Below are 15,736 nucleotides of genomic sequence, written 5' to 3' on the forward strand. Positions count from 1 at the left end.
CGGTGGCAGCGAAGAGGTCGGCGCCGCCCGAGGGTGGCGCCGCCAAGCGCACTCCGCGCAAGCGTCGCTTTCCGTGGGCTCAGGTCTGGGTCTGGACCGGCACGATTGTGGCGATCGGCTTCGCCGTCGCGCTCGTGCTCAAGATCGTGAGCGAATAGGGCCTAGCGAATAGCCGCTGGCACAGAGCGCTTAGCGAAGAGTAGCTCTGCGGTTCCCGCTAGCGGTCGCGTAGTGCTCCGAGCGAGGGCAGCACCTCGGTGACGGTCGGCTGGCCCAGGGCATGCTCGGCGAAGGCACCATCGAGAGCAACGCGCACCCGCGATGCGGTGTCGGTGTCGACGAGGGCAACGGCGACTCCGCTAAACGGGCGGCCGAGCATCCGTGCACCCAATGCTCCGGATGCCAGAGCGGTTTCTACGGCGAGGTCAATTTCGGTGGTGGAGATTCCGTAGTCGTCGCGCAGGCTCGCCTGCGACGCGTCGAGTAGCGCGCCCAAGAGCCGCGGCGTTTCGTCGCGGATGGCGAGAGCCGCGTCGCGGACCCGCTGGTTTTCGGTAATGGTGTGCAGGGTGCGACGCACTTCGTCATCCGCGATTGCGGCGTCGAGTTCGTCGGCGGTCGGCGCATCGGTGTCGATCACCAGCAGTTCAAGGCCCGCGGTTTTCCAATCGAGGGGGAGCGGCTCGGGGCGGGTTTCACCCTCGAGCCGTACGAGGGCGTGGTCGTCGAGCGCAAAGACGCTCGCGGCAACGTCGGGGTGCTCGGGCAGGTGAGCGATGTGTTCGCCCAGACTCCACAAATCGGTGAGCGCGAGCGCAAGCGCGGCCTCCAGCGCCGACGACGACCCCATGCCCGCACCCACGGGAATGGTCGTGTCGATGAATACATCGACACCACTCAGGGCGCTCGAATCAGCGGATGACGCCATCACTTCCTGCACAATAGCCAGCGCACTGCGGCTCCAGCCTTCTACCGCGGTCGTCGCTAGCTCGTCGAGTTCCACCGTGACCATTTCGTCAACGAGGGCACTCGCGATGCGCACGGTGCGGTCAGGACTGGGGCCGGCGGCGAGCACGGTGCGGCGGTTGATCGCGATGGCGAGTTCGGCATCCGTCTCAGGGCTATCGGGAGTGCCGAGCAGCGTGAGGCGGCCGGGGGCAGACCAGACGCCAGCGGCGGGGCGCCCGAACACGGCCTCGAAGTCATAAAGAACGTCATCGCGAATATCTGACATGGCTGCTTCCTTCGTTGTTGCGTCTGCGCCGATAAGCTGTTGCGGTGAGCACGCCTACCGGAACCCAGTACATCATTTCTCGCGACTCTGAGCAGGGCGAGGCGCGAGCGACGATCACGGAACTTGCTGCGTCACTGCGGGAGTTCAGCATTGGCGGTGTTGATCTCGTGGAATCCTACGCCGAGACTGCGATGCCACCCTTTGCCGACGGCATCGTGTTGGTGCCGTGGCCCAACCGCATCGAAGACGGCACGTGGATGCTCGAAGGCGAACCACAACACCTCGACATCACCGAACGCGATCGCAACAACGCGATCCACGGTTTGCTTCGCAACACGGGCTACTCCCTCATCGAGCGCACCGAAAGCTCGGTCACACTCGAGGCAACAGTTTTCCCGCAGCATGGCTACCCGTTTCACCTGCACACCACGGTGCGCTACGAACTCGTCGAGGGTGGTCTGCGCGTCAGCCACACCGCCACTAACCTGTCGGATGCCGCAGCCCCGTACGCGCTCGGAACGCACCCCTTCTTCAAGATCGGTGACACTCCCATCGCGGAGCTGACTCTCACGATGACCGCAGCCACTCGCTTCGAGTCGAATGAGCGCAACATCCCGACCAATGAGGTCGCAGTGTCCGGCACCGGGTTCGATCTCAGCGGTGGTCGCCTCGTCGGAGAGCTCGATCTCGACACGGCGTTCGGCGGTATTGAGGTTGTCGACGGTGTTGCCGCACGCCTCACCGCGCCAGACGGTCGCGAAATTCGCGTCACCGTTGATGACAAGTTCGACTTCGTACAGCTGTTCACGCCCCGCAACTTCCCGACCCTCACCGGTGTCGGCCAAGTTGTCGCCATCGAGCCCATGACGGCCGCGCCCAACGCGTTTAACACTGGCCGCGGACTGCTGTGGTTGGAGCCCGGCTCTGAGTTCGCGGCGAGCTGGGGTGTCGAGTTCTGGGCATGACCGTGACAGAACCGAGCTCGACCCCCAGCGCCCGCGAAGTGCGACGGTGGCGACGCTATCTTGCTGCCGAACGCGCCGAAGCTGCCGTTTATCGGGATCTGGCATCCCGTCGCACTGGCGAAGAGCGCGAGATTCTTCTTGCGCTCGCCGCTGCCGAAAAACGCCACGAAGACCACTGGCTGATCCTGCTGGGGGAGCACGCCGGCCGGCCACGCCCGACTGACCCCCGCACGCGGATGCTCGGCTTCTTGGCCCGCCGCTTTGGTTCCGTCTTCGTGCTTGCCCTCGCCCAGCGGGCCGAATCACGTTCGCCGTATCTGGATGACGCTGACGCCACAGACACGATGGCCGCCGACGAAGCCGTGCATGAGGAAGTGGTTCGTGCTCTCGCTACCCGTGGGCGCCAACGACTCTCGGGAACGTTCCGCGCCGCTGTGTTCGGAGCAAACGATGGCCTCGTCTCCAACCTCGCCCTCGTACTCGGCATGAGTGCTGCCGGGCTTCCGACCGCCGTTGTGCTGCTCTCGGGCGTCGCCGGTCTCCTCGCCGGAGCGCTTTCGATGGCTGCCGGTGAATACGTGTCAGTGCGTTCCCAACTCGAACTCGAACAAGCGGCAGCGCACGGACCGGTCGCCACCGACTCCGTCACCCACCTCGACGTCGACGAAAACGAACTCGCCCTCGTCTACCGGGCACGCGGCATGTCCGCCCAGGAGGCCGAGCTGCACGCCGCCGAAGTGCTCGCCGGTCGCCAAACGGATGCCGCGGCAACGCCCGCAGAGCACAACCCGATCGGTTCGGCGCTGGGGGCTGCGGCATCCAGCTTCTGCTTCTTTGCGTCAGGCGCGGTTATTCCAGTACTGCCGTATTTGTTCGGGGCAGAAGGGTTCGCCGCCGTCGTGATCGCGTCGCTGCTGGTCGGTATCGCGCTGCTCGTCACCGGCTCCATCGTCGGCCTGCTTTCCGGAGCCTCGCCCCTCAAGCGGGCACTGCGCCAACTCGCGATTGGCTACGGAGCCGCTACCGCAACGTATCTTCTAGGGCTACTATTCGGGGTAAGTCTCGGCTAAAACCCGGAGGTCGCAATGGCTGCAGCACTCATCGTTGTCGATGTACAGCAAGGGTTTGACGATGTCGCCTACTGGGGGCCGCGCAATAATGCCGACTGCGAATCCAATATCGGGGTGCTGATCGGGCACTGGCGCCGCGAAGGCTGGCCGATCGTCTATGTACGGCACGATTCCAACGACGACACGTCGCCGTTGCATCCAAGCTCGCCAGGCAACGCCTTCAAAGAGTTACTCTCGGGCACCCCCGATCTGCTGGTGACCAAGAGCGTGAACTCGAGTTTTCATGGCAGCCCCAACCTCGACGAGTGGCTGAAAGCATCCGTTATTGATTCGATTGTGGTGTGCGGCATCACCACCAATCACTGCTGCGAAACGACCGCGCGGGTCGGTGGCAATCTCGGCTACGACGTTACTTTTGTGCTGGATGCCACCCACACGTTCGATCGCGAGGGGCCGTTTGGCGAAGAAGTCACCGCCGATGAGCTCTCGCGCATTACCGGAGTGAACCTGCATGACGAATTCGCTCAGGTGGTGTTGACCCGCGACCTCGTGGGAGGAAACGCGGGATTCAGCGGAGTCGTGATCTAGAGCAGGGTGCTATTTCGGCCAATCGCAAACCAGATCAGTGGCCCGAGGAATGGTGCGACCAGGATCACGATGAGCCACAGGAGTTTGGTATTCGTGGGCATGGTCGAGCGGTAAATCTGCAGCAACGCCACGGCGATCAGAGCTACGTAAGCGATGATCGCCAGAATGCCGATCACGTTCCACAAGATAACTTCAGACATGAAAGCCTCCCGATAGGCTGTTCGACCGCGTGGAGCGGGTACGTCAACTGTAGCGAGCATCGCTCATTAATCAAGCGAGGGATGAGCGTAGGGTCGGCAGCATGTAGTTCGGCGTCGCCGGGCGCAATCCGACGGATTCTCAGCGGGTCAGGCTACTCTCAGAGAAGCTAAAGGCACGCCGATTTTCGGTCGCTTGGCAGCTCACTCACGCTATAACGACGGGGCCCCCATGATTGACCATGTTTCTTCTCCTGCGGTAATGAACCGCGACGATGTTGTACTGCACGATGGACTCCTCGCGCTCAGCAATGACACCCTGACGCCGCGCGAAGCAGTGCGGGACGATCTGCTGTTTATTCGCGGCATTCTTGATGACGCTGAGATCCCGTTTCTGCTCGTGCGCGGCGACGGGGAGACCCCGGTTGTTGCCGTCGATTGGAAGGATCGCAAGGCGCTGAAGAACGCTTTGGTCACGGCCTGCCAGAACGAGCCCTTCTATGTGAAGCCGGCGCGCATCAAGGAGAACGGCAAGCCCGTTGCTTCGGATGAGCGCGATAGCCCCGTGCTGGTCGCCGATGGTGTGCTGGTCTCGTCGATCAAGGCAAAAGCGATGATGCTGTTTCGGCCTCGAGTTGAGCCCGCGGGTCGCCTGCGTTTCGATGCGCCATTCGGTGTGCGCCTTGAGCTGTGGGAGCACGTGCGCAACGAGGTTGTCGCGCCGAACCCGAACGCCCTCATGCGCCGCTGGGTGCCGCGCAGTGAAGCCATCGACGACACCGTTGAGTTCTATGGGCAGTCGTGGCCGACGCTCAAGGGCATGTTCGAGCCGCTGGCTAGCGACATCCAGTTCGACATCGACATTGTGTTCTCGTGGGTTGATGGTGCCGCGGTCGAGTGGCAAAAGGCCCGCGCGGCCCGCATGGCGAACTTTATTGTGGGCGAGGGCGACGACTCTGAGGCGCGCTACCGACAACTGGATGAGCTCAAGTACGCGCTTCGGTCAGTGCACTTGTTCGCGCCGTGGATTCGAAACATTTACATCGCTACTGATTCTCCGCGCCCGGCCTGGTTGGCCGATCATCCGCGGGTCACGTTGATGCGCAGCGAAGACTTCTTCGCGAACCACGACGACCTGCCCACGCACAACTCGCACGCGGTCGAGAGCCAGCTGCACAACATCCCGGGCCTCAGCGAACATTTCTTGTATTCCAACGACGACATGTTCTTCGGTCGCTCGGTAAGCCCCTCGGCGTTCTTCACCCCGGGCGGCATCTCGAAGTTCATCGAGGCACGCACCCGCATCGGTTTGGGCGAGAGCAGCATTGAGCGCTCTGGATTCGAAAACGCGGCGCGCGTGAATCGTCGACTACTTCAGGAGAAGTTCGGCGCGACGATCACTCGCCACCTCGAGCACGCGGCGACCCCGCTGCGCATTTCGGTGATGAAGGAACTCGAGCAGACTTTCCCGGAAGATTTCAAGCGCACGAGCGCGAGCGCCTTCCGCCAGGCCACGGATGTGTCTGTCACGAACTCGTTGTACCACTACTACGCCCTGCTGAGCGGCAAGGCAATGATTCAGGCGGATGCCAAAGTCAAGTACGTCGACACGACGTCGCTTGAGGGGTTGCGCAAGATGCGCTCGCTGCTGCGCAAGCGCACGAGCGACTTCTTCTGTCTCAATGACGGCAGCTTCCCGGAGATCTCGGTCGAGGATCGTGCAGCCGCAGTCGGCTCATTCCTTGATGAGTACTACCCGGTGGCGGCCCCGTGGGAGTTGCCAGAGCCCGAGTAGCGGCTAGCGGCTAGCCGCTAGCGGTCGCAGCGTAGTGCTCTACGCTGCGATGGTGATTGCTGAGACCGTGTGTGTGGCGGCGTCATCCTGAGCGTCATCGGTGACGTTGCTGGGCGCTGCGTCAGTGGTGCTGTCGGCGGGGCTGCTGGCCGTCACGTGCGGGTTCACTGCGGGGGCGATCGTGATGCCCTCCTTGACCAGAATCGCAGCGGTCTCTTCTGGCGTCACATAGGCGAGACTGCCGTAGTCGCCGAGTGGTACCACCGAGTGCAAGACGGTGTCGTCATACACGTGCACCAGGTTGAACGACTGGGCGCCATCGCGGCCACGGCTGCCGCCTACGGCCACGTTGAGGTCTTGCGTGTAACAGGTCGCCGAGGCGACAGACACGGGGATGCCGGCGAAGGTTGCCGCCGTGGAGTAGTGCAGGTGGCCTGCGATGATGCTGCGGATGTCGCTGCCACGAATGACAGCCGCCAACTCTTTCTGGCCACGCAATTCGACGGTCACCGCAAGGTCAAGCACGGCGGGTACCGGCGGGTGGTGCATGGCGAGAATGGTGCCGTGGGGTGCCGGGGTGGCAAGCACATTCTGCAACCACAGCAGCTGGGCATCCGTGACGTGGCCGTAGTGGTGGTCGAGAACGGTGGAGTCAAGCGAGATGATGCGAAGCCCATTGATGTCGATAACTCGGTCGATGGGGTCTTCGGAGGCGGCCTCGTCGAGCAGGTGCGCATTGAACGCAGAGCGGTTGTCGTGGTTGCCCATGACCCACACCACACGAGCGCCGAGGCGTTCTGCTGCAGGTTCGACGATTTCGCGAATAGCGCGGTAGGCCACCGGGTCGCCCTTGTCGGCGATGTCGCCGGTGAAGACAATTGCTTCCGGGCGGGAGTTGGATGCCTCGAGTTCGGCAAACAATTGCCGTAGCTTGACCTCGCTATCGAGGGAGTCGTAGAGCTTCCCTCCGTTTGCCAAGAAGTGAGTGTCACTCAGATGCAAAACGAAATGGTCGGGCCGTGGATACTGCGACGCGTAGCCGGTCATAGAGGTAGTCCAACACTTCAACATGGATGCGAGGTGAACATACTGCGGCAAGTTGCAGCGCGGTACAAGGGTTTAGGCGGGTCGCGCCGCGGTTTGTGGCCCGGTTTGGGGGTCTCAGCGGGCGTTGCGGTACGCCGTTTCGAGGCGGCTACGGCGGATGCTGCTGCTCTCTTAGCCCTTGTTGGGGGAAGCGTCGATCGTGGCAGGCGAGATACTCTCGACTAGTGCGCTCGGGGGAGCGCGCTTTGGGGGAAGAATGACTGAAAACGTTCACGCTGTGCCGGTAGCTTCGCCGCTAGACGCTGTGGGTGACTTGATTGATCGACCGGCAGCGTACTCAGTTATTGAAGAACTGTTCCGCGTTCAGGCGACGATGGAGCCGCGCAGCACGCTTCGGCGGGTTTTCGGTGCCCGACCCGTTCACGTGGATGCGCAGAGCTGGTTCGCTGGGGCGATCGGTGAACTTAAGGTCGGTGAGCTTCTTTCGCGACTTGGGCCGGAGTGGACTGTGTTGCATGCGGTCCCGGTGGGTAAGGGCGCGAGCGATATTGATCACGTGGTCATCGGCCCGGGCGGAGTTTTCACGATCAACACGAAGCGTCATCGGGGCAAGAAAATATGGGTCGGCGACACAATGCTCATGGTCTCCGGGCAGAAGACGGATCACCTTCGTAACTCTCGTCATGAGGCCAAACGGGCAGCGAAGTTGCTGACGCAGGCCACCGGGATTGCTGTTGATGTGCATCCGGTGTTGGCCATTGTCGAGCCAGCATCCTTCACGTTCAAGCAGCACCCCAAAGATGTAAGCGTCATGGATGCGCGGGCTCTACCTCGGTGGCTGAAGCGCCGCACGACTGCACTCGACGCCGACGCGCTTTCGCGAATCCTCGCGGCCGCAGTTGAGGTACGAACTTGGCACTCAACGGCGGATCTCACCATCGACCCCACCTACCGTGCACGGTTCACGGCGCTGGATCGCGAAAACAACCAGGCGTATGTCGTGCGTATGACGTGGGCCATCGCTGCGGCGATCTCAGCCGGCTTTGTCGCGATCACCTACCTTCTGCCCGCGATATCGGCGGCGATGATCGCCGCCGTCGGCGCACTGTAAAACCACGGGGATTGCAGCACGCCCACCAGCGGGTTTTCGCCAGCTGAGCGCTAGTCCCGCCAGCTGTGCTGCGGCACCCAGCCGAGCAACCGCTCGGCCTTGGCAATCGACGTCAGCGACGCATTGACGCCAAGCTCGCCGCGAACCTCTACGCCGGGGAACACCTCAGCCACGAGCTCTGCATTCGGGCGTGACATGACGGTGTCGGCGGCGAAGATGTTGAAAACGTCATAGCCGGGGCGGGAGGTTTCCAGTGCCAGACGGATGGCGTTGGCTCCGTCGCGGGCATCGATGTAACCCCAGAGGTTCCACGACCGCTGTCGGGCATCCGCATCGAAGCTCGGGAATTCGGCGTAGTCGGCAGGGTCCATCACGTTGGAGAAACGCAGCGCGGTGATGGTCAGCGTGGGATCCCAGCGCACAAACTTTTGCGCCATCTCTTCCTCAAGATGCTTCACCATTGAGTAGGTCGACTCGGGGCGCGTCTCGTATTCCTCATCGAGCGGAATGTAGGGCGGGGGAGTCTCGAACGGCAGCCCGAGCACCGTCTCGCTCGAGGCATACGCGATTGTCTTGATGCCGAGTCGCTTGCACGCCTGAAACACATTGAACGTGGCATTCATGTTGTTCTGAAAAGTGGCCACATCGGACCAGAGCCCTGGCGCAGGGATCGCACCGAGGTGAGCGACAGCATCCACGCCGTCGTGGCGGCCGTTCACGCCGGCGAGAGCATCGACGACCTGGCCATAGTCGGTGAGGTCAACGTAGGTGAACTGGGTGCGGTCGGGGCCAGCCATATCGAGCACAATCACCGTGTGACCAGCCGCACGCAAGCCTGCGACAGCCGCCCGCCCGAGCTTGCCGTTTCCACCGGTGACGGCGATACGAAGGGGAGTGAATGTCATGGCTAGCTCCTTTGCTTGGCACGATAGTGAATCGTTTTAGATGACCGGGAGCAATGCTAGCTCTGTGCATGCTGACGCGCCTAGGCCGCGCCAAAAAACTCGTAGTCCGCAACGAGCTCGGCCAGCAGTGCGGGTGGCAGCTCCGAGAATTGTGCTGCGCCACCGCTGCCGCGCGGAGTGATCCGGCGAATGGTGAGCGCCCCGAGCTCGATAGGGATGTTCGTTTCCGGCAAGCTGCTTCCCGAAAACGACAGCACGCCTTCCAACCCGACGGTATCGAACCGCTTCACGTATTCGAAGAAGCTCACGTCGTCGCCCGTCTCCCCACGGTTCCATTCCCTCGCTTTCGCTCGCGAGCGGAGTCGGAACGATTCACTCTCCGTCCCGTCGAGGTTGTCGCGCCGTGATTCCGTTCCTGTGGTGGCAATCGGGGTTGCGCCAAATTGGTCAAAGCCGAGCCCCAAGGGGGCTGCACTCGCGCGCCAGGCCTCAATCACGGAGGTGTCGAGCGTTGTCGGGTGCGCAACGCTCACGCGGGCATCCGGGGTCACTTCGACAGGCGAGCCATCAACGGTTCGTAGGGTGCCGTCGAGATCAGGGCGAACTGTGATGCCATCGATGTGCCAGACCAACGCCGCAACGAGAACGCCCATGATCGTATGCTCGAGCAGCCGTTCGCGCCACTCAGCGCCAGTCCACTCCCGTCGTACGCACATCGCGTCGTAAAGCCGTCGGCGTTGGATTGTGACGACCGCGGTGAGCTCCTTCTTGTTGGTGGCCAAGTGGGTTTTCGCTGCCGCAGCAGATTCGTCAGCCTTGCGCGGGGCGGGGAGTGCCTTGATCAGTTCGCCCTCAGCAGTTTCGAGACTGAGTTTGAGAGAGGTGCCGAAGCGCGCCACAAACGAGCGCGGCCCATAGTCGAGCGCGAACGTGCGTGAACTGTCGAGACCGGCGGTCGGGATCATCCGATCGGCAAGTTCGTCTGTCGACCACCCGCGGGCCTCGGCGATCGCATCGACAAGCTCGCCAGCCCGCTTTTGGATGCCGGCGGTGCGATACCGCCGTGCCGTCGCGACGAGGAGCTGTGTCGGTTCTGGATCGCCCGAGAGCGACAAGACCACGAGGAGTGCGTCGATCTGCGCCCGCTTCAAATGCTTACGTCTCATGTACTGCCGCACGATTTCGGCAAGCTCGGCGCCTGGAACGTGGCTGCAGAGGGAGAGGATGCCACGGTGTGCTGTCGCGGTTGGCACCTTGCCATATTCCCGCAAACGTTCCCGTTCGAAATAGTCCAACTCTCTTGAGTTCGCGAGAGAAAACTCCGGTGGCAAATCTGCATCCACGATGTCGAAGAACAGCAGAGTTTCGCGCGTAATTTCCGGATCATCTAGAGCGAGTGCCTTCACGATGCCTGAATAGCGGATAGCAGCTGTGAACGCTTTCTCCATGGAGACGGCGTCGTCTTTCGTCGCGTCGCGTGCGATCCACGTCGTCAGCACGAAGCGGCCGAGTGCACTGGCGCTCGCCGCAGTGAGCGTACGCAGGTATAGCGGCAGCAGACCCGCACCGGCAGGGTCTTTCAGCGTGAAGCCGAGAACGGTCCACCAGCGCAGAACGTCGGAGGGCACCTCAACGCCGTCCGCGTAGGCGGCCGTCGGCAGGTCGGCGAAGGGAAACCACTCCATCTCCTTGGGCAGGCCCTTAGCGAGTCCCTTGGCTGCCTCGGACGCAAGAGCAGATGGCTGCAGATAAACACCGATGTTTCGCCCTAGTCGCTCAAGCGCGGCGATGATCGTTGCGCGAACTGTCGGGACTGTTTCTTGTTCGAGTTGCTGAGCGAGTGCATCAACCGCCCAGTCGCCGCCGAGCGATCCCACCCAGACCACTGCTGCGGTGCGAATTTCGGTGTTGCCGACGCGGAGAGACTCCTCGGCGATGCGCTCCGCCAGGCCGTGCTTCTCCAGCACCCGCTGAGCCGCTGCGCGATTCGACTTTGCAGTGCCGATTGCGAGGTCAGTAACAAGGGGTAAGTAGCGCGCAGCGAGACGGGGAGATGCTTCCAGAATCGGAAGCACATCGGCGCGCAAATCGTTGCCGGACCAGTGGCCTTCGATCTCACCGAATTCAAGACCCAGAACCACATCAAATAGGTGGGGGTTCTCCGCCATGAAGCCCACAAGTTGGGCGGGCAACAGCGATGGTCCGCTGAAATAGTCGGTGAGCGCTGAACCGAAGATATGGATGTTGGCGTTGCTGACCGTCGACCCCGATTGGATGAGCGCGTGTGCGATCGAACGAGCGTCGATCTCCCGATCGCTATCGCTGGCTCCACGTCCCCAGTAGGAGGTTCCTGATTGCCGTACCCAGTTGACAGGGGCGAAGCCCACGAGGCGATGGCTTACGTGATTCAGCGGGTATAACAGAGTGCGCTCGAGTGCCTCGCCTCCGTAGGAGAGGTAGTTGACGATTTGGGGTAGCGCTTTCAGCGTCGCGTCTGCCTCAACGACGTGCTGCTCATAGGACTCAACTAAGTTGCCTGTGGCGTTGCCCGGGTATTTCTTGAGAAAATCCTCTCGTTCTTTCTTTGCCGATTCGACCAGGCGGCTCTGTCGTGCGCGGTAGTCCGTGACAGCCGTGCGTATCGATTCGACAGCGGCGTCGTCGAGCACATTCTCGGCGAGTGGCACCATCGCGGGTACCGCAATGTGCTCCGGGGCTCCATACAGCTCGTAAATAGCGAGGCGTTGAATCGCCCGATCGATCTCTACCGTGCCCTTCGTGCCTCGTGCAAGCGCGCGCTCAAGTACACCGATGGCAGCCGGGATATCTGGCACGTTCTCCAGTGCGTAGATGACCCTTTCGCGATGGGCTGCAGACCCCGTTTCGAGAAGAGTTTCGAGAACGGCGAGTTGGCGGGCAGGGGCGATTCCGCGTAGAACGGCCAGTGCAGGCATCCGCAATTTCTTATCGCCGTGAATGGCGAGGGCTGCGATGAGCTCCCCATGCATCTCTGCAAGCGGGGGATGGCTCGCGGCGATTCTGACTAACTCGAAGAGCGCTCCGTACGTGAATTTGGGGAGCAAGTCTTCAAGCGCGTCGGCGTTCGTGACGAGAAACTCAGCCATGCCGGGAATCGCTCGAAGTCCGGTGGCTCGATAGCGAGCGTAATCGTCTGCAGTGCCGATTAGTTCGGCGATCAACGTTCGGGGGAGATCATTCTCGTTCACCTGCTCAAGTCGCATGAGCGCGGCGATTCTTTCAGTCGTTATCGACGTGAACGGAATGTCGGCAAACCTCCGCCGTCCGTTGCGGCTGAAAGCAGACAAGGCATCCATGACGAGCGCCCACACAGAGTTGGGCATCGCGCCAGGAGTGCTGAGGGGCTCGACTCGTGCCGCCGAGAGAAAACGACCCCACCGCACGAGAGTCTCATCGTCGGCTCGCTCAATGGACTCCAGCTGAAGGTAGAAGTCCGTGCGGGTAAGGGTGTCGATGCTGCAAAACGCGGCACGGTCGTTCTTGCTGAGCCGCGACGGATAATCCTGATTGCTGCCGTCGAAGACGTAGTCGAGAATGTCGTGACGCAGCACAACATCCAATTCCGCCAAAGAATCTGCGAGCAGAGTGCGGGGGTCGCTGGATGTCATGTGGTTCCTCACCGGGACGCGAACACGGGGTGAGTGAACCTCACAATGAAATGCTACGGGGCTGGATGCTACCGCGCTGTCCCCACATAGGGGCGCGTTGAGCGCGACGTTAGCAGTGCCTCGGCAGCACTCGCGGTGAGCGTCCTAGCCGCGCAGGGGGAACTCGGCGAGTTCCGTCTCCCACGCCGCGACCGCCTGCTTGAGGTCACGCGGCGAGATCGTGAGGTCCATGAAGAATTCCCTGTCGCTCGTCACGCTCGGCGGCTGTGACTCAAGCCAGAGGAACACACGGAGCACAACGGCGGCGGGAGCGAAGCTCACGAGGCCAAAACCGAGATTCGGTTCGACGTGAGAAATGGTGGGCTGCAGCGCGCCGGCCCCGCTCAGCTCCATCGGCTCAACGAGCCCGCGGGCGGCACGCGTCAGCCACGTGCCGAGGCTGCGGGCCTCATCCACGAGCAAGCATGGCTCAAGAAAGTTCCACTCTTCGGAGCCGCAACGGGCGCGCCCATCGATCAGCAGCCAGTTGGCGTCGTACGAATCAACGCGCACATCCTCAAACTGGTAAGCCATGGGCTCGATGCTGAGATAGTTCGTTCCGCCAGCGTCCCATAACTCCATGATGAGGAGCCTAATCGCGGCACGCTCCTGAATGCGGAAAACAACCGCAAGCCGGAGAGCAACCGCAATCAGCTACCCCTAAGGCGGAGAAAAATGTGGGCCCGCCGGGACTCGAACCCGGGACCCGCGGATTAAAAGTCCGATGCTCTACCAACTGAGCTACAAGCCCTACACGTTAAGCGTACCGTGAACTTATGGCAGATAACTTCCATAAGCCCACTCAATACTCTGGAGATAAGTTTGACACATTCGAAGGCGGTCAAGATCCAGCCCAAATAATGCGCGCGGCCCATGACACGGCCCATGCACTCATCGATGGTGCTCGCAATTCGGATGATCCTGCCGTAGTCGACCGAATCGTCGCGTACACCGACAAGCACGGCATTGATGCGCTCGCCGAGCTCTGGTCGCGATCGAGCGCCAGCAGCCTTCCTGGCGCACTCTGGCGCATCTATTTGCTGCGTGCCGTCATCCAACAGGATGCGGTAGGCACGAGCCTTCTCTTCCAGCGCGGTATCGAGACTCTTCCCACTATCGATGCCGCCGTTACTGGTGCCGTGAATCCGACTGGGCCTCACGAGATCAAGGAGCTTGCAGACCAGATTCTGCGTGGGCTCTTCCACGGCGACTTTGGGGTCGCCCTCGATCGTGCAGCATCCTTCAGTCGCATCTTGGCGTCAGGAGCGACGAGCGTTGCGGATGATCAAGAACTCTTGAATCCCGAACGTGCCAGTGAGCTCACCACTCGAGCCGCTCGCTACTCGCTCACCGCGCAAGAATTCACGGCCTGCGCGAAGTTATTCCGCTCAGGCTCCCTCGACTAGTTCACGCCGGCGTGGTGGAGCTTCTCGAGCCGTTTTGCGCGGGCCGCGCCTGATACCTGCACGGTGACGACGACGATCAACGCGAGGATGAACACTGCCGAAGCGAGAACATTCGCCTCAGCAGGGATTCCTCGCGCCGCCGATACCCAGATGTACTTGGGGAAGGTAGATACGGCGCCGGAGTTGAAGTTCGTGATGATGAAGTCGTCGAACGACAGCGCGAAAGACAACAGGGCGGCGGCGAGGATTCCGGGAAGCAGCAGCGGGAACGTGATGCGCAGGAACACCTGCAGCGCTGAGCCGTAGAGGTCGCGCCCCGCCTCTTCGAGCGCGGGATCCAAGCTGGCAACACGAGCCTTCACCGCGACAACAACAAAGCTGATGCAGAACATTGTGTGGGCCAAAATGATGGTCAGCATGTCCTTCGGAACACCGATCGACAGGAACTGGGCAGCAAGTCCGGCACCCAATACAACTTCCGGGGTGGCCATCGGCAAGAACAGGAACAGGCTCAATTGCGAGCGGAACTTGAACCGATAGCGCACCATCGCTATTGCGATCATGGTCCCGAGGGTGGTCGCCAGCACCGTTGCTACGACACCGATGAAGATGCTGTTGCCGAAGGCCTCGCACACTGCGCCGTTTTGCACGTTGCAGACGTTGAGCCACTTGTCGAGAGTGAAGCCGCGCCACGTGATGTTTGACTTGAGCGAATCGTTGAAGCTGTAGACGAAGGTGTAGCCGATCGGAATCATGAGAATGAGCAGCGCGAGGGCGCTGTAGGCGGGCAATACCCATTTGCTGATGGAGTGTTTCACAGCAGGTCCTCCGTTCCAGACTTCTTCACATAGAAACTCACCATCACGAGAATCGCTGACATCAGAATGATGGAGAGTGCTGCTCCCGCCGGAAAGTTTTGCAGCACCAGAAAGTTCGCTTCGATCACGTTGCCCATCATTTGGGTTCCCGTGCCACCGAGAAACTCTCGGCTCGCATTGATGTAGTCACCCGCGGCCGGAATGAACGTGAGCAGGGTGCCTGCCACAATGCCTGGCATGGACAGCGGGATGGTTACCTTGCGGAACACATGGAACGGGCTCGCATAAAGGTCGCTGCCCGCTTCGAGGTAGCGCACGTCGAGCCGTTCCAGAGTCGTGTACAACGGCAACGTCATGAACGGGATGAAGTTGTAGGTGAGGCCGAAGATCACCGAGAAGGCGGTTCCCGTGACGTGGGCATCCGGGGCAAGCAGCGACATTGCTTTGAGCGAGGTCACCAAGAACGATTCATCCGAGAAGATCTGCTTCCACGCCAGCGTGCGTAGCAGAAAGCTGATGAAGAATGGCGCGACGACCATCACTAGGGCGAGGCTCTGCAGCAGTGGCCAACGACGCGCTTTGACCCCGATGAAATACGCCAGTGGGTAGCTAATGATCAGGGCAAAGAATGTCGCCGTGATCGCGTAGCCGAATGAACGAAGAATGTGGGGCCAGTACGCGCTGATGACGTCGGTGTAGTTTTCCCAACGGAATGCGTAACTGAACTCTCCAATGTCTCCGAACTCTGCCGGCACTTTGAACGACGTCAGCAGCAGCGACACCAGAGGAGCGAGAAAGAAGAGAACGAGGTACAGGATGCCGGGCAGGAGTAACAGGAGCGCCACCGGGCTCTTCTTCTTGATGCTGTCAGAAGAAGACGGAGCAGCTGTCGTAGAGAAAGCCGCGAAAGCCAT

Annotated in this window: 15 protein-coding genes and 1 tRNA gene; 7 read left to right on the forward strand and 9 right to left on the reverse strand. The window is 61.4% G+C overall.

Annotated elements, in window-relative coordinates:
• The first annotated feature begins 2 nt into the window (after window positions 1-2).
• Entirely contained in the window at window positions 3-158 is a 156-nt protein-coding gene (locus I6E74_RS04380; RefSeq protein ID WP_197123286.1) for a hypothetical protein, read from the forward strand.
• Window positions 159-217: 59 nt separating this feature from the next.
• Here the strand turns inward: I6E74_RS04380 and I6E74_RS04385 are convergent, their stop codons facing one another.
• The gene (locus I6E74_RS04385) at window positions 218-1,234 is read right to left on the reverse strand and encodes a galactokinase family protein (protein WP_197123288.1); all 1,017 of its coding nucleotides are present in this window, start codon (window positions 1,232-1,234) and stop codon (window positions 218-220) included.
• 44 nt (window positions 1,235-1,278) lie between these two features.
• Here I6E74_RS04385 and I6E74_RS04390 point away from each other — a divergent pair, with 44 nt between their 5' ends.
• The 3 genes from I6E74_RS04390 to I6E74_RS04400 are packed head-to-tail and all read left to right on the forward strand — an operon-like array spanning window position 1,279 to window position 3,857.
• Window positions 1,279-2,199: an aldose 1-epimerase family protein gene (locus I6E74_RS04390; protein WP_197123290.1), complete on the forward strand. Its 921-nt coding sequence runs from the start codon at window positions 1,279-1,281 to the stop codon at window positions 2,197-2,199.
• Window positions 2,196-3,269 (forward strand): VIT1/CCC1 family protein, encoded by a 1,074-nt coding sequence (locus tag I6E74_RS04395; protein ID WP_197123292.1) that lies wholly within the window; start codon window positions 2,196-2,198, stop codon window positions 3,267-3,269. Before I6E74_RS04390 ends, I6E74_RS04395 begins: the two co-directional genes overlap by 4 nt.
• A gap of 15 nt (window positions 3,270-3,284) precedes the next feature.
• Window positions 3,285-3,857 carry a cysteine hydrolase family protein gene (locus I6E74_RS04400; protein ID WP_197123294.1) on the forward strand — a complete coding sequence of 191 codons (573 nt, stop codon included), beginning with the start codon at window positions 3,285-3,287 and terminating at the stop codon, window positions 3,855-3,857.
• Here I6E74_RS04400 and I6E74_RS04405 read toward each other — a convergent pair.
• Window positions 3,854-4,057, reverse strand: a complete 204-nt coding sequence (locus I6E74_RS04405) for a PLDc N-terminal domain-containing protein (protein WP_197123296.1) — start codon at window positions 4,055-4,057, stop codon at window positions 3,854-3,856. The two genes, I6E74_RS04400 and I6E74_RS04405, sit on opposite strands and share 4 nt — an antisense overlap.
• Before the next feature lie 229 nt (window positions 4,058-4,286).
• On the opposite strand from I6E74_RS04405, the gene I6E74_RS04410 reads away from it, so the two are divergent.
• On the forward strand, window positions 4,287-5,849 hold the full coding sequence (locus I6E74_RS04410; protein WP_197123298.1) for a stealth family protein: 1,563 nt from the start codon (window positions 4,287-4,289) through the stop codon (window positions 5,847-5,849).
• 39 nt (window positions 5,850-5,888) lie between these two features.
• Here I6E74_RS04410 and I6E74_RS04415 read toward each other — a convergent pair whose 3' ends face one another.
• Window positions 5,889-6,896: a phosphodiesterase gene (locus I6E74_RS04415; protein ID WP_197123300.1), complete on the reverse strand. Its 1,008-nt coding sequence runs from the start codon at window positions 6,894-6,896 to the stop codon at window positions 5,889-5,891.
• 256 nt (window positions 6,897-7,152) lie between these two features.
• Between I6E74_RS04415 and I6E74_RS04420 the strand changes: the two genes are divergently transcribed.
• Window positions 7,153-8,007 carry a nuclease-related domain-containing protein gene (locus I6E74_RS04420; protein ID WP_197123302.1) on the forward strand — a complete coding sequence of 285 codons (855 nt, stop codon included), beginning with the start codon at window positions 7,153-7,155 and terminating at the stop codon, window positions 8,005-8,007.
• A 50-nt stretch (window positions 8,008-8,057) separates the two neighbouring features.
• On the opposite strand, the gene I6E74_RS04425 is transcribed toward I6E74_RS04420, so the two are convergent.
• The 4 genes from I6E74_RS04425 to I6E74_RS04440 all read right to left on the reverse strand — a co-directional run bounded on the left by I6E74_RS04425 (window position 8,058) and on the right by I6E74_RS04440 (window position 13,349).
• Entirely contained in the window at window positions 8,058-8,912 is an 855-nt protein-coding gene (locus I6E74_RS04425) for an NAD(P)-dependent oxidoreductase (RefSeq protein WP_197123304.1), read from the reverse strand.
• A gap of 80 nt (window positions 8,913-8,992) precedes the next feature.
• Window positions 8,993-12,559, reverse strand: a complete 3,567-nt coding sequence (locus I6E74_RS04430) for a DUF4132 domain-containing protein (protein WP_197123306.1) — start codon at window positions 12,557-12,559, stop codon at window positions 8,993-8,995.
• A 144-nt stretch (window positions 12,560-12,703) separates the two neighbouring features.
• Complete coding sequence (locus tag I6E74_RS04435; RefSeq protein WP_197123308.1) at window positions 12,704-13,180, reverse strand: hypothetical protein; 477 nt, start codon at window positions 13,178-13,180, stop codon at window positions 12,704-12,706.
• Window positions 13,181-13,276: 96 nt separating this feature from the next.
• Window positions 13,277-13,349 (reverse strand) — tRNA-Lys (locus tag I6E74_RS04440).
• Between the two features lie 25 nt (window positions 13,350-13,374).
• Between I6E74_RS04440 and I6E74_RS04445 the strand changes: the two genes are divergently transcribed.
• Window positions 13,375-14,004: a DNA-directed RNA polymerase subunit beta gene (locus tag I6E74_RS04445; protein ID WP_197123309.1), complete on the forward strand. Its 630-nt coding sequence runs from the start codon at window positions 13,375-13,377 to the stop codon at window positions 14,002-14,004.
• Here the strand turns inward: I6E74_RS04445 and I6E74_RS04450 are convergent.
• On the reverse strand, window positions 14,001-14,822 hold the full coding sequence (locus tag I6E74_RS04450; RefSeq protein WP_197123311.1) for an ABC transporter permease: 822 nt from the start codon (window positions 14,820-14,822) through the stop codon (window positions 14,001-14,003). The two genes, I6E74_RS04445 and I6E74_RS04450, sit on opposite strands and share 4 nt — an antisense overlap.
• Window positions 14,819-15,736, reverse strand: a complete 918-nt coding sequence (locus I6E74_RS04455) for an ABC transporter permease (RefSeq protein ID WP_197123313.1) — start codon at window positions 15,734-15,736, stop codon at window positions 14,819-14,821. Before I6E74_RS04455 ends, I6E74_RS04450 begins: the two co-directional genes overlap by 4 nt.

Source organism: Salinibacterium sp. SWN139, from assembly GCF_015864625.1.
In the GTDB taxonomy this organism is placed as follows: Bacteria; Actinomycetota; Actinomycetes; order Actinomycetales; family Microbacteriaceae; genus Rhodoglobus.

What these genes read in the sequence shown, in the direction of transcription:
- I6E74_RS04385 (WP_197123288.1), bottom strand. Translation starts at nt 1,234, where the DNA reads ATGTCAGATATTCGCGATGACGTTCTTTATGACTTCGAGGCCGTGTTC.
- I6E74_RS04395 (WP_197123292.1), top strand. Translation starts at nt 2,196, where the DNA reads ATGACCGTGACAGAACCGAGCTCGACCCCCAGCGCCCGCGAAGTGCGA.
- I6E74_RS04400 (WP_197123294.1), top strand. Translation starts at nt 3,285, where the DNA reads ATGGCTGCAGCACTCATCGTTGTCGATGTACAGCAAGGGTTTGACGAT.
- I6E74_RS04405 (WP_197123296.1), bottom strand. Translation starts at nt 4,057, where the DNA reads ATGTCTGAAGTTATCTTGTGGAACGTGATCGGCATTCTGGCGATCATC.
- I6E74_RS04410 (WP_197123298.1), top strand. Translation starts at nt 4,287, where the DNA reads ATGATTGACCATGTTTCTTCTCCTGCGGTAATGAACCGCGACGATGTT.
- I6E74_RS04415 (WP_197123300.1), bottom strand. Translation starts at nt 6,896, where the DNA reads ATGACCGGCTACGCGTCGCAGTATCCACGGCCCGACCATTTCGTTTTG.
- I6E74_RS04420 (WP_197123302.1), top strand. Translation starts at nt 7,153, where the DNA reads ATGACTGAAAACGTTCACGCTGTGCCGGTAGCTTCGCCGCTAGACGCT.
- I6E74_RS04425 (WP_197123304.1), bottom strand. Translation starts at nt 8,912, where the DNA reads ATGACATTCACTCCCCTTCGTATCGCCGTCACCGGTGGAAACGGCAAG.
- I6E74_RS04430 (WP_197123306.1), bottom strand. Translation starts at nt 12,559, where the DNA reads ATGACATCCAGCGACCCCCGCACTCTGCTCGCAGATTCTTTGGCGGAA.
- I6E74_RS04435 (WP_197123308.1), bottom strand. Translation starts at nt 13,180, where the DNA reads ATGGAGTTATGGGACGCTGGCGGAACGAACTATCTCAGCATCGAGCCC.
- I6E74_RS04445 (WP_197123309.1), top strand. Translation starts at nt 13,375, where the DNA reads ATGGCAGATAACTTCCATAAGCCCACTCAATACTCTGGAGATAAGTTT.
- I6E74_RS04455 (WP_197123313.1), bottom strand. Translation starts at nt 15,736, where the DNA reads ATGGCTTTCGCGGCTTTCTCTACGACAGCTGCTCCGTCTTCTTCTGAC.